The 18,362-nt window shown below is 35.9% G+C and carries 13 protein-coding genes and 1 pseudogene; 6 read left to right on the forward strand and 8 right to left on the reverse strand.

Translation table 11 applies throughout. The annotated features are described in order from the left end of the window. Window positions 1-34: 34 nt before the first annotated feature. Window positions 35-742, forward strand: coding sequence for a 23S rRNA pseudouridine(2604) synthase RluF (gene rluF / locus MHI57_RS14695; RefSeq protein ID WP_095371384.1), 708 nt, complete (start codon window positions 35-37; stop codon window positions 740-742). 33 nt (window positions 743-775) lie between these two features. Here rluF and MHI57_RS14700 read toward each other — a convergent pair whose 3' ends face one another. Both MHI57_RS14700 and MHI57_RS14705 read right to left on the reverse strand, forming a co-directional pair. Further along, window positions 776-1,654 (reverse strand): radical SAM/SPASM domain-containing protein, encoded by an 879-nt coding sequence (locus MHI57_RS14700; protein ID WP_095371383.1) that lies wholly within the window; start codon window positions 1,652-1,654, stop codon window positions 776-778. Between the two features lie 100 nt (window positions 1,655-1,754). Beyond that, complete coding sequence (locus MHI57_RS14705) at window positions 1,755-2,276, reverse strand: lysozyme inhibitor LprI family protein (protein ID WP_095371382.1); 522 nt, start codon at window positions 2,274-2,276, stop codon at window positions 1,755-1,757. A gap of 184 nt (window positions 2,277-2,460) precedes the next feature. Between MHI57_RS14705 and MHI57_RS14710 the strand changes: the two genes are divergently transcribed. Together MHI57_RS14710 and MHI57_RS14715 are read left to right on the forward strand one after the other, a co-directional pair. Next, window positions 2,461-3,321: a DUF1672 family protein gene (locus MHI57_RS14710; RefSeq protein ID WP_322909898.1), complete on the forward strand. Its 861-nt coding sequence runs from the start codon at window positions 2,461-2,463 to the stop codon at window positions 3,319-3,321. Window positions 3,322-3,336: 15 nt separating this feature from the next. Beyond that, window positions 3,337-4,155 (forward strand): alpha/beta hydrolase, encoded by an 819-nt coding sequence (locus MHI57_RS14715; RefSeq protein ID WP_322909899.1) that lies wholly within the window; start codon window positions 3,337-3,339, stop codon window positions 4,153-4,155. Between the two features lie 82 nt (window positions 4,156-4,237). Here the strand turns inward: MHI57_RS14715 and MHI57_RS14720 are convergent, their stop codons facing one another. Next, window positions 4,238-5,125 carry an AbaSI family restriction endonuclease gene (locus tag MHI57_RS14720; RefSeq protein WP_322909900.1) on the reverse strand — a complete coding sequence of 296 codons (888 nt, stop codon included), beginning with the start codon at window positions 5,123-5,125 and terminating at the stop codon, window positions 4,238-4,240. Window positions 5,126-5,550: 425 nt separating this feature from the next. Beyond that, the gene (locus tag MHI57_RS14725; RefSeq protein ID WP_340977043.1) at window positions 5,551-8,658 is read right to left on the reverse strand and encodes a DEAD/DEAH box helicase; all 3,108 of its coding nucleotides are present in this window, start codon (window positions 8,656-8,658) and stop codon (window positions 5,551-5,553) included. A 261-nt stretch (window positions 8,659-8,919) separates the two neighbouring features. On the opposite strand from MHI57_RS14725, the gene MHI57_RS14730 reads away from it, so the two are divergent. Together MHI57_RS14730 and MHI57_RS14735 are read left to right on the forward strand one after the other, a co-directional pair. Next, a complete protein-coding gene (locus MHI57_RS14730) occupies window positions 8,920-10,560 on the forward strand; it encodes a DUF2075 domain-containing protein (RefSeq protein WP_322909902.1) in 1,641 nt (546 codons plus the stop codon). 3 nt (window positions 10,561-10,563) lie between these two features. Continuing rightward, a complete protein-coding gene (locus tag MHI57_RS14735; protein WP_322909903.1) occupies window positions 10,564-10,869 on the forward strand; it encodes a nucleotide pyrophosphohydrolase in 306 nt (101 codons plus the stop codon). A gap of 347 nt (window positions 10,870-11,216) precedes the next feature. Here MHI57_RS14735 and MHI57_RS14740 read toward each other — a convergent pair whose 3' ends face one another. Beyond that, window positions 11,217-11,576, reverse strand: coding sequence for a MerR family transcriptional regulator (locus MHI57_RS14740; protein WP_095371373.1), 360 nt, complete (start codon window positions 11,574-11,576; stop codon window positions 11,217-11,219). A 117-nt stretch (window positions 11,577-11,693) separates the two neighbouring features. Between MHI57_RS14740 and MHI57_RS14745 the strand changes: the two genes are divergently transcribed. Next, window positions 11,694-12,332 carry a nitroreductase family protein gene (locus MHI57_RS14745; protein WP_307318977.1) on the forward strand — a complete coding sequence of 213 codons (639 nt, stop codon included), beginning with the start codon at window positions 11,694-11,696 and terminating at the stop codon, window positions 12,330-12,332. A 113-nt stretch (window positions 12,333-12,445) separates the two neighbouring features. On the opposite strand, the gene MHI57_RS14750 is transcribed toward MHI57_RS14745, so the two are convergent. The 3 genes and pseudogenes from MHI57_RS14750 to MHI57_RS14760 form a co-directional block, all read right to left on the reverse strand. Further along, a complete protein-coding gene (locus MHI57_RS14750; protein WP_340977045.1) occupies window positions 12,446-14,932 on the reverse strand; it encodes a restriction endonuclease-like protein in 2,487 nt (828 codons plus the stop codon). Then, window positions 14,904-17,480: pseudogene (locus tag MHI57_RS14755) on the reverse strand (MrcB family domain-containing protein). The gene MHI57_RS14750 and the pseudogene MHI57_RS14755 overlap by 29 nt, the downstream one beginning before the upstream one ends. 216 nt (window positions 17,481-17,696) lie before the next feature. Beyond that, the gene (locus MHI57_RS14760; RefSeq protein ID WP_340977046.1) at window positions 17,697-18,293 is read right to left on the reverse strand and encodes an ankyrin repeat domain-containing protein; all 597 of its coding nucleotides are present in this window, start codon (window positions 18,291-18,293) and stop codon (window positions 17,697-17,699) included. Window positions 18,294-18,362 lie beyond the last annotated feature (69 nt).

The following is an 18,362-nucleotide window of genomic DNA, read 5'->3' on the forward strand; positions in this document are numbered from 1 at the left end:
TACTTAACGAATCATTTAAAAAGGATGTGGCAATATGCGCCTTAATAAATATATTAGTGAATCAGGAAAGGCTTCTAGAAGAGGAGCGGATAAATTAATTGCTGACGGGAGAGTCACCATTAATGGGAAACGTGCTGCGATTGGTACTCAAGTCGAACCAGGCGATGACGTTCGTGTAGACGGTAATCAAATCCGTGTAGCCAGAAATAATGTTTATATTGCGCTCAATAAACCTGTAGGGATTACGAGCACAACCGAAAAGGGTGTCAAAGGGAATATCGTTGACCTCGTGAATCACCCATTACGCATATTTAATATCGGCCGTTTAGATAAAGACTCAGAGGGCTTAATCTTAATGACCAATGACGGTGATATCGTGAATGAGATCTTACGTGCGGAAAACCAGCATGAAAAAGAATATATCGTTTCTGTCGATAAACCAATCACGCCTGAATTCGTGAAGCAGATGTCAGAAGGTGTGAAAATCTTAGGGACCACTACCCTACCTTGTAAAATCGTCCCCTTATCCAAATTTGATTTTCAAATTACTTTAACACAAGGTCTCAACCGCCAAATTCGCCGCATGTGTGCTGAATTCGGCTACGATGTATTACGTTTACAAAGGATCCGCATCATGAATATCAACTTAGGTTCCCTCCCGCCTGGACAATGGCGCGATTTGTCTAAGAAAGAGAAGAATCAATTGTTTAGAGAGTTGAATTATGAGCCTAAGGAATGGTAAAAAAGGGAATCTAGGCTGACCTAGATTCCCTTTTTATTTCCCAAACCGCTTACGATACCCACATTTCCTACATAATTCCTCGACAGCCTCTCTTCGCGAAAAACCATCAACGAGATTCTTTGCTCGATCCATTTCAATAATCTCCGAAAAAGAATTTTCATTAATATTGCCGAGATTGATGATACCCTCCCCATCTAAACAGCATGGAATCACGGTACCATTGGCTAAGATGCCCGCTTGATTACGCATGCCGTAACAGAAGCCTTTGCCATCATCCTCTTCTTCATGAAGAGCGGGCCACTGAAATTCATAATCTTGATTAATATAAATACGATCAGCAATTTTCACACCGCTACCAGGTACGACCTTTTCTTCAATGCGATAATCCAAGTTAAATTCTTTTTCAATGATTTCTAGTACTTCTCTATTTCGTTTTTTCTCCAAATTCGTCGCATTATCCTGCGTTAAATTCCATAGCCTTAGTGACACAATCAGCTCCGATTGACTCGTCGCTTCCTTAATAAACGAAAGAATGCTCTTTACATATCCTTCTTTATCCTCCGAACCAATATGGCCATCAAAACTGTGAAGTGAGAAATTCATCTGCCTTAGAGCCGGCTTGTTCAATAACTTCTCCCTCTTCTTATTAATGAGCGTCCCATTGGTTGTAATATTGACCTTAAAGCCTTTTTCGTGACTGATATCAAGCAACTGCCCAATTTTCGGATGAAGCAGCGGCTCACCCTTTACATGCAAATAAATATAATCCGTATGCGGCTTAATCTGATCCAACCGCTTCGCAAAATCTTCCAAAGAAATAAACTGCTTCGCCCGTTCTGTCGGCGGACAAAAACTACAAGCCAAATTACAAACACTCGTAATCTCCAAATAAAACTTCTTGAACTTTTTCAACTTCTCTTCCTCGATTCTTTACCTACTTCACAATTTGCACTACTATACTAATTAAAGCAGATATATCGGGGAATGGATATAGGGAGTTCTTGGCCCACTACTACAAATAGGTATTGATTAGCTCGTAACACCTTTCTTTAGTAAGATTGGCTAGCACCGATACATATTCTAGCTGTTCCTGTGTTCCACCTTCAAACTTTAATGACGCATTTTTTGCCGTATCATCTCTTTCATTGAGCCAATTTCGTTGTTCTTCTCTTAGATGAGCCATCTTTTCTGTTGAAAGTTCCTCCTCTAACACCTGATAAACTTCATTCAACAACGCATCCCAAGCATCATATCGATCACCCTCTACTTTTTTCATTGCATAAGTGGATGCATCCGCTGGTTTTACTTCTTCCAACTCTTTTTGCGTACGATTGAATTCTTTTATATACGTCTCTTTTAAAGAATTCTCATTATGAGTGATTGGAGGCTGTTCCTTTTCGCTTTGGGTAGGGACTTGTTTTGTTTGTTCCGTATCCAACTGTTTATGTGTCTCATTACCAGTAGTTCCACAAGCCGAAATCATAAGCACTAATAAAAGCCATACAGTGGTAATAAAAATCCCCTTATTCTTCATACAATCTCCCCTCGTTCCCCTATTCCATATCTCCTATTTTTGCATAAAAAGGGTAATTTTTCACCTACGAATCTGTAAATATCTAACTTTCTTCGCTACAATAAAAGGAAGATCTTTTTGGAGGGAGTAAACAAAAATGGTTCCTATCTTTAAGATTTCTCTTTTTTGTCTGGGAATAATCATCATGTTGGGTGGATGTTCTAATCCAACTGACACGAGTGAGACAAATGCTTCTGATGACGCCTTAGTAAGTGTGGCGGAATACAACGGTGAAGGCTATGCCTTACCATACGGAAAAGAAACCGATCAGATTGCCGAAGATCATCGAGAACAAATTGAAAAGGCCGCAGTCGCACTTTTTCAAGAAAACTACCAAACCGAAGTCGTAGTGCACAATGTAGTCGGAGCATTAGATGCCGCCACGGTCTTTGTGGAATCGGTGGGTGAACCTCATTTTTATACATACGCTGTTGTACCAATTGATGAAAAAGAAAAGAAAGTAATGACCGAGCATATTTCAGCCGAAGCCTTTCAAGTAGAAAACGCTATGAAGGGCGGGTTATATCATATGATTTTTAGCAATGAGTTCAAGAAGCTTGATGATTACTTTGAGTCATTGGTTGCAGAAGGAGAAGTGGTTGGTAAAACAGAAGCAGCGCTTGAAAATGTTGGTGGACATGGCTTTATGACGCCTTATTATTTTATTTCTACTGACCCTGATGATGCCGCCATCAAACCCGTGTATGACCTTTATTTACAAAACCCTGATTCGAATATTGAAACGCTAAGAGATGCGTATGAGGAAAGCTTATTTGATAAAGAAAACTTCCAAATTAATATCCAATTGTTTATGAAAGAGCAACAAGCAGAACCTAGTGAAGAGATTTTTACACAAGTGATAAGTGACCTCGAGGAAATGAACAATATTCCTAAAGGAACTTACAGCCTTTATTTAAATGATCATTTCATACATGTGGAATCTAGTGAAGGTGCGAAGGAGAATTCTTTGAAGCGGGCGTTTCCGGATTATATTGTTAAAGAGTGAGGAGTGCGAGCTTTCATGACTACTGTACTTATTGAAGATATTGAATACGGTAAAGTAAATGGGGTACCGTTGATGTTAGATATTATTCGCCCTACCAAACTTCCAGATGAACCAATGCCGGTAATCATTTATATTCATGGTGGAGGTTGGTCCAGTGGAGATAAAGCTGGAGTAGGTGGTCGAGAATGGAATTCATATTTTGCTAAGAATGGTTATTTTGTCATCAACATCAATTATAGATTGAGTGGTGAAGCAATTTTCCCCGCGCAAATTCATGACTGTAAAGCAGCCGTCCGCTGGTTAAGAGCTAATCATGTAAACTACCATATTCATCCTGAAAAAATAGGGGTTTGGGGACACTCCGCAGGCGGACACCTCTCAGCTCTTTTAGCGACATCTATTGGAAATGATGAATTAGAAGGAGGATCAGGGCATCCTCATTACCCGACTCATATAAATTGTGTAGTTACAGTTTCAGCCCCTATTGATATACTCAAAATGGGCGGATGGCATGATCTAGAAAATTCTCATGAAGCCAAACTTATTGGAGAAATAACCGTTCAAAAAAATGCGGAACTTGCCAAAAAAACAAACCCTATCCCATACATCAACGACAAAAGCAAGAACATACCTTTTTTAATCATACATGGTGAAGACGATAAAATCGTTCCGGTCTCTCAAGCCCGATTAATATATGAAAACCTCCCTAATGCTGCGCTTCTAACTGTTAAAGGCGCTGACCATGGGATGGAGGGTGGAAATATAACAATCACAACGTTATTAGAGATGATTTTGGCTTTTTTTGATCAGTCGTTGGTGAATAGAAAACTATAATAAACGATTATAAGGATTGGGATTAAATGGGGGAATATACAATTATACTCCTTCCCCCACCTGACCACTTCTATAAATACAATTAAACAATTCTAACCCGTTCACTTATACGATCATACCTAAGAAACTCGTCATTATCAGGTGAAACCCCTGAAATTTTGAAGACACCTACAAATCGATAACTATTAAAGCCGAGATTATTTTTGTATTTTGCAAATACTGCTCTTTCTCGGCCAACATTCATTTCTTCCATATAATTTTTTGTTCTTTCTTTGGCGATGGCAACGTCCTGGTGAGATTCATCTATGTAAGTCCAATCTTCTGCCAATAGATTTAACCAACCGCTGGCAACTGATTTTGTATCCCCGTTTTCTACGATGGAGAGTTTCGGACACCATAACCAGGTTTTATCTATCACTCGAAAATAGCTCAATTGATACCTCTTAGCATTCTTACCGAATACAGTATTGGCGATATCTTTTATGTCCTTGAATTGCACATTATCGTGAATAGAGAGATATTCTTTTTGTTTTAATTCGCTTAATTCTTCTTCATATGTCATCCAATTCAATGTTGTTTTCACTACCGCCGCTTTATTTTTAATAATAGATACGACCTCGTGGATTCTAGCATTTATCTCATCTATAGATTTCGTCGCATCCATTCTATACACTTGAAAATCCTCAATGGATTCCTCATAAACCGCCGAAATAATATCATCCATACGTAAATTGTCTTCTGTATGATGATTTAGATGATAGGCTTCGTCTACTTCTATCCCTATCTTTAATTGGGGAAAATAAAGGTCCATCAAAGCATATCGGCCATTTTGCCGCTTCACATACTGTTGGCTTACCGGCTTAATATTCATATTGTCTAACTTATGCCAAATCGCCGTTAAAATATAGTTTTCATAGTCTTTTCTTTTTGTTCTTGAGAAAGTCTTTATTAGGTAGTCGCGTTTGTTCATGTCGGTACCCCTCTTTTCTGTCTTTAACTACTATTCCAAAAATATCTTTTAAGAACATCATCAACTAATCCTGAGTATAGAAATTGTTAGTTATAGGTGTTCCTCAAAAAATGATACTAATTCTATCCATCTATTTCATTGAATTTAAAACTTTAATACCCTGCACTTTCACCCCTAAGTAGAATGCGTAGTTTTATAACAAAAGGGCTATTCATTTTCCATATATCAATAACCAAACATCCACACTTCTGTTTTAGGGGGAAAGATTGAATCATAATATGATTATTCCAAAGAGGTGGGACATAACTACATGACACAACTATAAAACCGAAAGGTGATTTGATAAACAATTAAAACAAAGAAAATCAGAGCTAACTCGAAATCCGAATGAAGATTCTCGATTAAGAATTCGGTTTTTTCTCTGGTCAAAAAACTTTTGTTCTAGTTTCATTATAATCATCAATAATAGAAATTGTTTTATTTGCCACTTCACTACCAAGGGATGCATATAATTTTTTATCTCCAATAATATAAAATTCCTCTTTTGCTCGTGTAGCTGCAACATTCATCATATTTGGATCAGAAACAGCCCACCTTGCTGCCCCACTGCTATTTGAGTCAGCTCCAAGAACAAAATAGACAATTTTTGCTTCTTTACCTTGAAAAGTATGAACAGTCCCGATATTGGCTATTTTTCCATTTTCCCGTTTCGTGAAGTTAATCTCATCTAATACACGTGCAAGTTTATATGCCACATTTCTAAAAGGAGTTATAACATAGATATCGTCTGCTAATGCTGGACTTTCTTGCAAACCTTCTATAATTAAATTTTTCAATAAATCAGCTTGTTCTTTAACAAATTTATCATTTGCTTTCCCAGTTGAGTGATACCACTTTGATTTACCATTTGACTTTTCTTCAGGTTTCCCTTGTACCATTAACCCATCATAAGATATTTCATTTGAAATCGTAAACATTGGATAGTTTGAACGCCTGTGTACCCAAAGTGGTATGCCTATCCATTCATCATCATTTTTTTTGAATCCATACTGACTTGTGTCATCCACAATAGTTTGAGTAGAAACATCAGCAGCAACAAATTTCTCGTCAACTTTGTAATGTCTTCCAAAGGTCAATACATTTGAATCTAAACTCACTACTGGTTTTATCTGTGACGGATCCCCAACAACCATAATTTTTTTACTTCTTAATATTGCACCAACACTCGCTTGTGGTAAAGCTTGACCAGCTTCATCGATAAATAAATTACCAATTGAGTTTTCATTCATATTTTTAAACATTCTTCCAAAACTAGCAAATGTAGTACTAACAACAGGGATAGCGAAATTCAACCATTGCCATGATTCTGAAATTAACTGATACCCATTCTGTTTCCCTATGTATTCAGACTGCTTATTCCAAATAATCCTAGCAGCTTTTAAGTTTTTTCTGTTTTCATACAAGAATTGCTTTCTAACTTTCAAGGCAGAAATAAATAATTCTGATTGTAAAACTCGAAATTGCCTTGTAAACCACGGATTAGACTTTTGTAGTTCATCATACGGGAGTGAAAAATCCAGTTCACTTATTCCACTTTGAAACTTAAGTTCTTCCAATAGCTTAATTTCATTTTCGATTTTTTTAATATTATTTTGTTGAGTAGTCATCCATTTTTTGAAGTCATCTTGAATGATCCGAATTTTTCTTTCAATCTTCTCAGCTTTTATCTCATTATCCTTTTTCCTATTTTCTAGTAGTTTGCGATCGTTCAAAATTTTTGTTTTCTGTTGAGAAAGATCATTTAAAAGATCATTCGCATTATTGAGTTCTCTTGAATATTGTTCAACTTTTGACTTTTTAAATATCTTTTGAACCCATAAAAAACTTGGCTTTTGTGAAATAACAACATCATAATTCCGTTCTGCTTGAGTATACATATTAGCAATGTTATCAAGTTCAATGACAATATCCGATAAATCTTTTTGCAGATTTACACTTTCATGGTTATTTCTTTCTAGTTCAAGCCTAGCTTCTTTATCTTGTGATTCCAAAATCGATTCTCTTTTTTGTTTCTCCTGTTCAAAAGCGATGGATTGCTCTTTATGTTTATTTTTTAATTTTTTGAGAGAATATATTTTCTCACTATACTCTTGTATTTTCTCTCTTACAATTTTTATCTTTTCATATTTTTGTAAGAACTCTTGATATACACTTACACTTGTATTTGCTTGATAATTTTCTTCCAGATCTTTTTCAATTACTTCAATATTTAAAAGTAACTTATTAATATTTTTTGACGTACCACCTTCTAATGAAAATGCACCCCAATTTTCATCATTTAAAAGTTCACTTTCAATTTCGCGATTCTTCCCGAAACCTTTACCGTCCAATTTAGAATTAGAGACATCTTTGAAATAATTCGCTTCCTCTAGTTGTTTTTGAAATGCAATATCAATTTCCTCTTTCTTTGGTAACTCCATCACAATATTTTGGACTGCCCCATTGTTTGAACTTGCAACAATCATGTTTTTATCTGAAATCGATTGGGGTAATGTTCCAAGTCTTGCATTTTTCCAATAAACTAGATTTCCTTGAATAGTTTTATCAGGAAACTTGATAATTTCCGCTGCCTGTTGTACTACTAAATCAGCAAATATGTCTTTTAAGAGCGTAGTTTTCCCTGTCCCTGGTGGCCCATTAACACTTCGAATATCATTTTTATCATTTAAAGCAAGGTTTACAGCAACTTGTTGCATAAATGAAAGCGAAAAATCAGGATTACTGGGGAAACGCCCTAATGGATAAAATTTAGGTTGTAAGATTGTCTCAAAAATATTTGAGTTAAAGTGAATTGATTTTTTATTCCCGTCTAAATTTTTCCTATATCCAGAAAAACCATTAAAAAATCGATTCAAGTTTTCATTAGTTATTGTCTTTGCTTTGGTTAGATCTTCAATAAAGAATGAATGTAAATTGACATCTCCATTATCTAAGTTTTTCACAAATGCATAGCGGAAGTTCTCTTCGGATACATGATACTTTTGTAAAAGTTCGGAAATCGCGACATTAAAATCTTCGTGAAATTTCCTAACCAAGTTTTCTCTAAATGAGGTTTCAACTTTTAAAATATCTTCAGGCAAAACACCATGCTGATGAATATAGCCACTCATAGTAAAAAACAATTTGTCTGCTATGAAATTTAATTGATTATCAAAAAATAATGAGAAAGTAAATTTATCTGAGTTACTTACCTCTTCATATGTATTAGCAATCTTGTATTTTTCCCTTAAAATATCAACAACTTCTTGAAAATTAAAAATATCAAAATAAAATACTAATCCTGACTTTTTAAATTGCTTTTCTGAGACATTTTGCTGTTCTTTTTGTTTAATTAAAAAGGCTGAGAAAAAATAATGCCAGTCATCTTCCTTTTTATGTAACAGCTTTAGCGATTTGTCTTTTTTATTAATATCACCTTCAGAAAGCTGCTCTATTGTAATCCAGGCATTTATGATATCTTCCCTTTTATTCAACTTCTCACTCCCATTATCAAATATTTGTTAAAAACTTATTAAACCCTTTTAGCAGGATATAACGATCCAGTATTTGGAATAACCTATCTATCAAAATTATCGGCATTTCATCCATAATTTTCATGGTTTTTTAATGTGTCGTATATATAGTTAATCATCATTTAACCTAACATACCTTCACAAATACTGTACCCCCAATATATAACAATTGATTTGTAATATATGATACTATATAAAAAAAGACATACTGAGGATAAAAACATGAATGGATTAGTATTTGAAAAGATAAGTTTTACTCGTGATCATGTAAATGCTGTAAAGACACTGCACCTAAATAACTATCCTATTTTATATATACTATATAACGAGAAAAAGAGACCGTCCGCCTATATTGGACAGACGGTTCAAGCTTCACGACGTTTGAAAAAGCATCGAGAAGATAAAAAACGGAAAAATTTGAGCCATTCTATATTAATTGGACATGAAAAATTCAATCAGTCTGCGACCTACAATATTGAGTCGAACTTAATTAACTATTTCATTGCTGATAACCACTATCAATTGCAAAATGTTAGTCAAACACGTTCTAGGGTCATGCATAATTATTATCAGAAATCCTTCTATAATGAAGAACTCTTCCAAATGATTTGGGAGAAGCTTAGAGAAGAAAAAATCGTAAGTGATACTGTTGAAAACCTAAGGAATAAAGATATTTATAAACTTTCTCCATATAAAGAGCTTAACCCTCAACAACTCGATATTAAAAATGAAATTCTCAAATTTTGTAATGAAAATATTAAGAAGAACGGGAATCATGTTTTTGCTATTGAAGGTGACGCGGGGACTGGTAAAAGTGTTCTTTTAAGCTCTCTGTTTAATACCATTCAGGATCTAGCCAAAGATGATAGCTCTTTATTATATGGAACAGACAATTATTTGCTGGTGAATCACACTGAGATGTTGAAGACATATAAAAGCATTGCCAACAGTCTACCCAACTTGAAGAAAAAGAATCTGATGAAACCGACACCGTTTATTAACGAAAAGACAAGGGCGCAAGAAATAGCAGATATCGTTTTAATAGACGAAGCGCATTTGCTTCTTACAAAGGAAGATTCTTATAACAATTTTCGCTACCAAAACCAATTAGATGAAATCATAAAACGTAGTAAAATCACCATTGTTATCTTTGACCCAAACCAAGTTTTGAAGATTAAGAGTTATTGGAATGATCGATTACTAGCAGAAATCACTAGACAATATAACGCTAAGACGTTAGTACTTAAAGATCAAATGAGAATGAATGCTAATCCAGAAACAATTAAGTGGATTGACAATTTTGTTGCAAAAAAGATTCTACCGTTACCAATAGAAAATGACTCAACCTTCGAGCTTAAATTTTTCGAAGATCCAGGTACGTTCAAAACAGCTATTAAAAAGAAAAACAAAGAACTCGGTCTTTCTCGTATTGTCTCAACCTTTGATTATTTACATAAAAAAGACGGTAATACTTATATAGTTGATGAAAATGGAATCAATATGCCTTGGAATAGCACCCAAGATAGTACAACATGGGCAGAAAACCCAAATTCTATTAAGGAAGTTGGCTCCATTTATACTGTACAAGGATTTGACTTAAATTACGTTGGCGTTGTCCTTGGTCCATCGGTGAGCTACGATGTCGAACAAAGGAAATTAGTCATTGATCCTTTGAAATATAAAGATACCGGAGCATTTATTTCACGAACGGATTTACTGCCTGAAAAAAATCAAGAAATTAAAGAAGAAATTATCTTAAATTCTATTAATGTACTAATGAAGCGAGGCATCCATGGATTATATATTTACGCCACAGATCCTAAATTAAGACAGAGACTACTTGACTTAAAAAGGGGAAATTAATTTATGAGCGATATTAGGAACTTAATCAACACCATTAACGATTTTAGAGATGAAAGGAACTGGAGACAATATCACAACCCAAAGGACCTTGCCATCTCAATTTCTATCGAAGCAGCTGAACTACTAGAAGATTTCCAATGGATCAGCAGCGAAAAAGCACTCAAAGAAAATGGAGAAAATATTCGCGAGGAAATCGCAGATGTTCTAATTTACTCCTTAATGTTATGTTCTGACTTAAACTTAGATGTAAAAGAGATTATAGAGGATAAGATTGTGAAGAACGGGAAGAAGTATCCTGTGAATAAGTGATGACATCTACTGTTATCCCCTTCTCCCTCATATTCTTATTAAGATGAAGGGGGATCTTTAAATAAACTGATGAAGTATTATATTAAAAGACCCTCTTCTTATTTATAATGTTTGCAGTGATTCGTCATCACCAACTAGCCTTTCTCCTCAAATTCTTCGCTTATGCATAATAAAACAACTCAATTTTCTAAAAACAAAAGACAGATATCTTTAAAGGTAATTAGTTATTACATACCAATTATAATGCAATCTATCTACTAAATTTATCATCAGTATTTTTTAACTGTAACAGTTTATCTTGGTCTTCCATTTTGGTGCCTATTAATTGTTGAGAAAAAACAATTTTCTCAACATTTCGTCTGAAACGCTGCTTTCCCTTCCAAAATGTCCTGCAAAAACTTTTTTGATTTGGTTAATTGTTTCCTGATATCATCTATTTCTTTGATTTTTTGTTCAACGATTGTTTTCTTTTCATCGTATGATAAGTTCATTTGTTGATTGACCATCATACTTATCTCTTCTATTGAAAAATCTGCGCATAGAAGTGCTTTTACATCCTCAAGGTACTCCACAATTTCTTCAGCATATACGCGATAATTATTTACATCTCGCTCAATATAACAGTCAGGAATTAGATTTTTGCGTTCATAGAATCTTAATGTGGATATGGGCAAATCCGTTAATTTCGAAACTTCATTTATTTTCATCATATGACCTCTTTTTTTATTGCTATAAACCTAGGTTCATAGTTCATAATGTGCTTATGATAACCAATGGCATATAAAATGTCAAAATAATCTAAAGTTATCAAAAGGAGCGATTTTATGTTCAACCATATTCTGAATAACGATTTCGTCGATATAGTCAAAGGAAGGCGTTCTGTTCGTCATTATGATGAAGATTTTAAAATATCGCAAGAAGAGTTAAGCGAGATTATTGCGGAAGCTAGTTTGGCGCCATCCTCTGCAAATATGCAATCTTGGCGTGTAGTTGTTGTAGATACTCCCGAAGGAAAAGAAAAACTTAAACCTCTTGTACGTTTCAATACATTACAAAATGATACTTCTTCTGCCATGTTATTAATTTTTGGTGATACAAAAAGCTATTTGTATGCAGAAGAAATATTTAATACAGCTGTAGAACAAGGGAAAATGCCGCCTGAAGTGAGAAATAGCCAACTCGAGACCATTCTATCAATCTACCCAACACTATCAAAAGAAATGAAAGTTGAAATTGCAAAAATCGATAGTAGTCTCTTTGCAATGCAATTAATGTTAGTAGCTCGTGCGCACGGATATGATACAAATCCAATGGCGGGATTTGAAGCAGATCAGCTAGCAAAAACTTTTGAATTGGATGAAGAACGATATACTCCCGTCATGATCCTTTCAATTGGTAAAGCCAAAGTAGCTGGATACGAATCCATTCGATTAAGTACTGACAAAATTTCATTTTGGAGATAAACCTGACAATCCATTAGAAGTGCAAAAAAAGAGAAGAAGTTTCCTACTAATAGTGGTAATGCTTCTTCTCACTTCCCTTCCAATTCACGTTGAAACAGAGTTGATTGGTGTGTTTATGATTCCCTCCCTAACAAACCAACCAACTCCCTAAAAACAAAAGAAGGATTCCTTTGTAAAGTATCTAGACTAACTGTTTTCTGATCATCTTTCCCTATCAGAGACACTTCCCTTTTGTCTTTATTGATTTTGATTAAAACATTCTTAATCCTGTATTCTTCTACCTTAGTAGCTATATCGATTTCTACTGAGTCCAGTTCAATAGATATTTTATCGGAGACCCTTCTTAGGATTCTCCAGAGCGTTTTTTCTTCTTTCGATCTCATAAATAGTTCTGGGAGCTCTGTCGACTCTTTCAAATGATTTAATGTGGTCTGCATATAGGCAGCCACACCGTAGCCTACAGGTTTAATGATTGGGTTGCAGTTGATCCAATGGTCCACTTCAAATTGCATGTATTCTTCGCTGCCTACTTTTTCAGGTCTTATTTCTTTGGCCCTGCCATAGCAGATGACTCCATTTTGTTCTAAAACACCTTTTTTTACGTAAAGAGCGATATACTTTGTCTCTTGCCAGCCTGATTTAAGCTTAGTGATAGGAATACGATAGCTGCCTGTCTGTTTAAATTGAATATACTCTTCTCTATCTTTCACAAGGCCAACAAGCACTTTCTCTTCCAAATTGGAATGCCATTCTTCTAATGACCCTCTTGGTAAGATGCCTTCATGTTGGATTTCTTCAGGGCTTTTTTCGATCAGTCTCTCTACAAATTTTTCGACTAAGCCTGTTGCATTAGGGAGAAATGGCAAGCCACCAATATTGACCTTATCAATGCTCTTATAGAAGTGATGATTTTGGTACAACTCTTCAAAGGACCACGGAAAAAGGACGTAGGCGCCAAAGGCTGTTCGTTCATACGGCCCCTCATTATAGGCTACAATCGAATCTCGATAACGGTGCATTGTGTTTATATCATCCTCAAGTGGCCCGGGGTGCTTATATCGATTTTGATAATAACTGCCTTCTTGGGCGTAATCGATACGATATTTGGCATCGAATACATAGTTATAGGTAAAATCCTTGCCTTTCTTCGCAATGCTAAGCATCGTATCTGGCTTTTGAGGGATGGTAGGCAAACCGCTTTCGTACTTTTGGTATGTTAGAATAATCTCCTCTTTCGTATAAGGGTGTTTGTATTTTCGCATAGCCGACCGATTCGTTTGCAGGTTTACAAACAACCCGTCCCTGTTGACCTGGATGATATCTTGACTGATCAGTTGATACTTCTTATCAAGGATTTGCCCAAGCTTCAAAAATGTCCAATATTCATAGAGTGTAGCTACATCTTTCACCGACATTTGATACAGCTTTCCTTGTAACATCAACCCTTTCGACACTGTCAAATAAATTTGAAATGCTTCTCGATAGCCTGGTGCCATCTGCAGCACTAAACTATGAATAGAGCGATCTAGTTTTTTGATGCCTTTCCAAAAGGGGCTTTTTTGCTTCGCTTCTAATTGCTTAATCATCTCAATCAACTTGTCTAAAAGGTCCGTATCCACTTCGACTTCCCATCTCATGCCTTTATGTCTTAATGTCTCCAGTAAATCATAGAGCTTATGAGATACCCGTTGCATCATCCATTTCACATATCGATTTTCCAACGTATCATAGGTAAGTTCTTTTTTCATCCGGAGACCTTCGATAGGCATAAATGTTTTATGGTTGTTCTGAATTGAGATGCCCTTGTTAACCTCCGTAAACAAATGCGGCCTTTTCTGCAAATAGGTTCGACTTCTCGTGTCTAATTTATTTAATTGATCTCCTCTTACCTTTTCATAGGTCTTATGTAAAAGATGATGTGGCTGCCGTTCAATTTGGTTAACGGCTTGAATGAACTGATCAAAATGCTTACTAATGAGACGGTAAAATTCACTTCTTGAAGGCTTGCCTTCGAGTTTCAATCTAGCCCCTAAATAGGTTTTGCGAATAAAATGGAAGGCGAGATTATAAATTTCATCGTTCACCTCTTCCAGAAGCTTTTTATAATCATTTCGATAATCAAGCTTTGCTGGAAACACTTCTAACGTCACATCTAACAGTTTTTGACTACCGTCCCTAATTTCAAAAGTGGTTAACCCGACTTCATTCTGGAATCGTAAGTTACCCATCAACATATATGTATTGGCTATCTCTACCTTAGCGACGGCTTGTCTTAAGCCCGGATGTTCATGGTAAAAAGATAATTCTCTATTTGTCTTCGGCACGACAATGACTTGATACACACCATTCTCGAAAAAAATTGGCCGTAATTGAGAGGATTCCTTAAGCAATTGTGTTTCAATATTATAAATCAATACCTGACTTACTTTTTCTCCATGAACAGAAAACTGCATGACATCATGCCGATCCATTGCCCGGTATTGTTTCAATCCTTCATATCGCTCGTGATACGGCTTACCTTTCACCACAAGAGACATATCCTCCGTTTCGATCTTCACTAATTCAACATCATCATGATACCCAGAAGGATGTAAAGCCATCTTCTTGTAACCTCCTCAGCATCTCAACCACTTTCCTGACGCTCCTAGGGTACAGCACACTCTCTACATCGAACGACGCATTCTCATCGTCCTGATACGCCGTATTCGTGAATAGTTGATACAATTCCCTTAGGAGTTGATCAATTCTAGCGTCACTTCCGGATAAACGAGGCAGGATCTTCTGAAGGATACAATGATCAAATGCTTCCTCAAAGGTCAATAATCCTCCTTCCTTGTTATAGGCAAGATAGAAAGAAATTTCATCCCTCACCCGGTAACCTATATGGGCATTAATTAGCTGGAGAGACTGATTAATTCTCACGAGCTCAGCTGTTGCCTTTTCGATCATTTCCGTATCTTCCTTATAAAGATCCTTCAGATGTAAATACTCTGAAGCCAGTTGATTCTGCCCTATCACCACAGGCTCAGCTTCTTCAAGGTCTTGAAGAAAAGATAAATGATCCAACTCCACACGATTAAACTCGATTGTATTTGCACGGTCCAACACCTTTTTACTAAACGGATGTGTCGTTTCATCCATATTAACTGTGCCAATCACAAATAGATTATTAGGCAGTGTAATCACCTCATTCGCAACCTCTTCCGATAATAAAGCAGATGTAACCACCTTCCCATCCTCCAACCGACGACTCTCCATGACACTGAGAATATCACTGAAATAATATTCAACCCGTGCCAAATTCATTTCATCTAAAAGAACAAAATAAGGCAGATCTGGATGCTTATGTGCTGCTTTAATGGCTTTTGTTAAAGGACCTTCTTTAAAATCTCCCTTAATATCTACATAACCTAATAAATCCGAACCATCGCTCCAATCAGGCCGCACAGGAATCAATGTAAACTGGCCATTTTTCTCATTGGCACCAACACTCTCGGCAAACCATTGCACCATCTTGGTTTTCCCCGTTCCAGAAATACCGGAAAGGATCACAAACGGCTTGGTTTTCAAAGAAAGATATAAGTTGATGACTTCCTCTTTTGGATAATAAAACCCTTTGCTTTGTATGTAAGAATAGACGTGATTAATTAAATCCTTTGTGGGCAAAAACTCATAGCTTTTCTCCCTGATTATCTCCTCATCACTATTGTTTAAAGAGTTATCATAAATAGTACGATCATTCAGCGAGATATAATTCTCATATATTTTGATCATGCTTCTTAAATCATCCAAAATCACATTTTCTCCTGGCATCTGATCCACATCATAACGAATATATGCCGCAGTAGATAGCGCATAGCCCTTTGCCTTCTTACTCTCTCCCAGATTAATATGATCATCTATCTTAACCTTGCTATTTGCGGGAATAGACCCCCTCATCTCAGCTTTAATTCTCAGCATCTCATCCTTAGAAGTTTCCGTTATCCCCTGGGCCAATGTAAGATAGATACTTTCCATATCCTCACTGAACAAATAGACAATATAATAACCCCTCTGCGTCGAAACAGTAATTTTGCGATTCATGATCGCAATCCAAGGAACAGACGCCCAGTTCCCTTGCCCCACCGATCCAGTCACAACATATTCGGAAGGGTCAATAAAAGGAAGGTTATGTATAGCCGCGGTCACCTCACTTCGAACAAAGGGTCCCAATTGGTGCCCCCCGAAAGCTTCCCTCTTTGCAGCTAAATATTGATTCGCAATCCTGATTAATTTCTCTCGTATATTTTGAGACATGATCTGCTCCTTTTTATTTAAAGTGTCAAAATAAGGCTCTGTTGGATTCCACTCTTTATCAATTAAAGTTGTACTTTGTAACCATATTAATAAATTGTGCGTTCTCTCTTTAGCTACCGACTCTACCATTAGGTTTTCACCCCTAGAATTCCGCACAATTAGCATACCAAGTTCTTCAAGAGCCAGCCTTTTGTCCCTTTTAGGTAGATGTCTTAATAAATCAAGGCAAATAAGGGCTGCTCTAAAATACCCTTGATTCATAATGATCTTCTTTACAAAATCACCTTTATTTTCAGCTGCCTTATAAGCATCGAACTGACTTTGATTGATCTCATTAAATTCATTCACCAAACCTAATAATTTTGCATCCTGCCTGGCTCTTGACTTAACCCTTTATAGATTACCTTCGACTTGCTTACTGAGCTGCTCAGTGTCGTATTTTCCAATTTTCACTTCATCTAAGAAGGTGATTACCTTTTCATACTGCTCATTCGGCAACTCATCTGTCTTGAATTCCTTTAACTTGATGGTTGCTTTATCACCTTGGGTCAATAATTCAACAAAAGGTAGTTGGGCGAAGTAAGATAGAATGAACGTACTTTTTTCACTTTCTGTCATTAACTTATCGACAGTGGTTGTTCTTTCTTTAGTAAATGATTTCCATTCATTCAATATAAAATTAAAATCAATATCTACATACGGAGAATGCCTTTTACCTCTATTGTATTCATCCCTAGATGATTCTGTTTCTATATGTATTCCTTGATTGTCCACCTTTGTAATTTTCTGTATATTTGGGGGTTTGATGTATTTTATTCGTTTTGATAGTTCAATAATAAGTTGCTCAATCATTTCTTCACTCCGTTTACAGATCAATCCAATTATTTGTATATATTATACTATAATAAAAAAGCCATTCAATTGGGAGGGAATGGCTTCTAAAGTAACAAATAAGTATAGTGTGCTATTGTTTTATAGTATAAGAATAGGGTGGTCTTGATACTTATCATACGATTTTCCGTTAATAACCTAAGTGTGGTCTTTATTTTCAACTGATATAGTAATAATCTATTTCTCCAACAACTCAATCATCTCTGTGTATCCTCTATCTTTAGCATAATCCAATGCCGTCATACCATTGTCATCACGAAGCTCTTTGTTAGCATTGTAAACTAACAATTCCTGTACAATTTGCTGATATACTTCTGAACCATCTGTTAATGCGACTGCTTCAATTAAGGCTGTATAACCAAAGTTATTTTGATGATTTATATCCACATTCCCATCTGCTAAAAGTAACTTTACATTAGGTAAATGTCCTTTCTCAGCAGCTGGAATTAATGCATTGCCACCATAGCGATTGTACACTTGATGATCAGGTTTTGCGTTTTCAATTATATAAGCTAAAATCTCCGTTTTTCCTTGTGCGCCTGCATATAAATAAGCACTATCTTGGAGCACATCTTGTTTGTTAACATCTGCCCCTTCATTAATAAGAGCTTTTGCGATTTCAATATAATTTTTATGAGTAGCAATTAACAACGGGGTTTCGCCTTTTTCATTGGTTTCATTAATTAGATAAGAAGTATCTTTTAAAATATCCTGTACTTTTTCAAGATTATTAGCTTCAACAGCTTGAAGTAATTCACCAGATTGATGTGTCATTTCCCTTTCCTCCTCATTATTACAGCCTGTAACTAGGAATAAAAATCCAAGCAAAAGCCCTATAATAAA

It is taken from the genome of Cytobacillus sp. FSL K6-0129 (genome assembly GCF_038007625.1).
GTDB classification, from domain to species: Bacteria; Bacillota; Bacilli; order Bacillales; family Cytobacillaceae; genus Cytobacillus; species Cytobacillus kochii.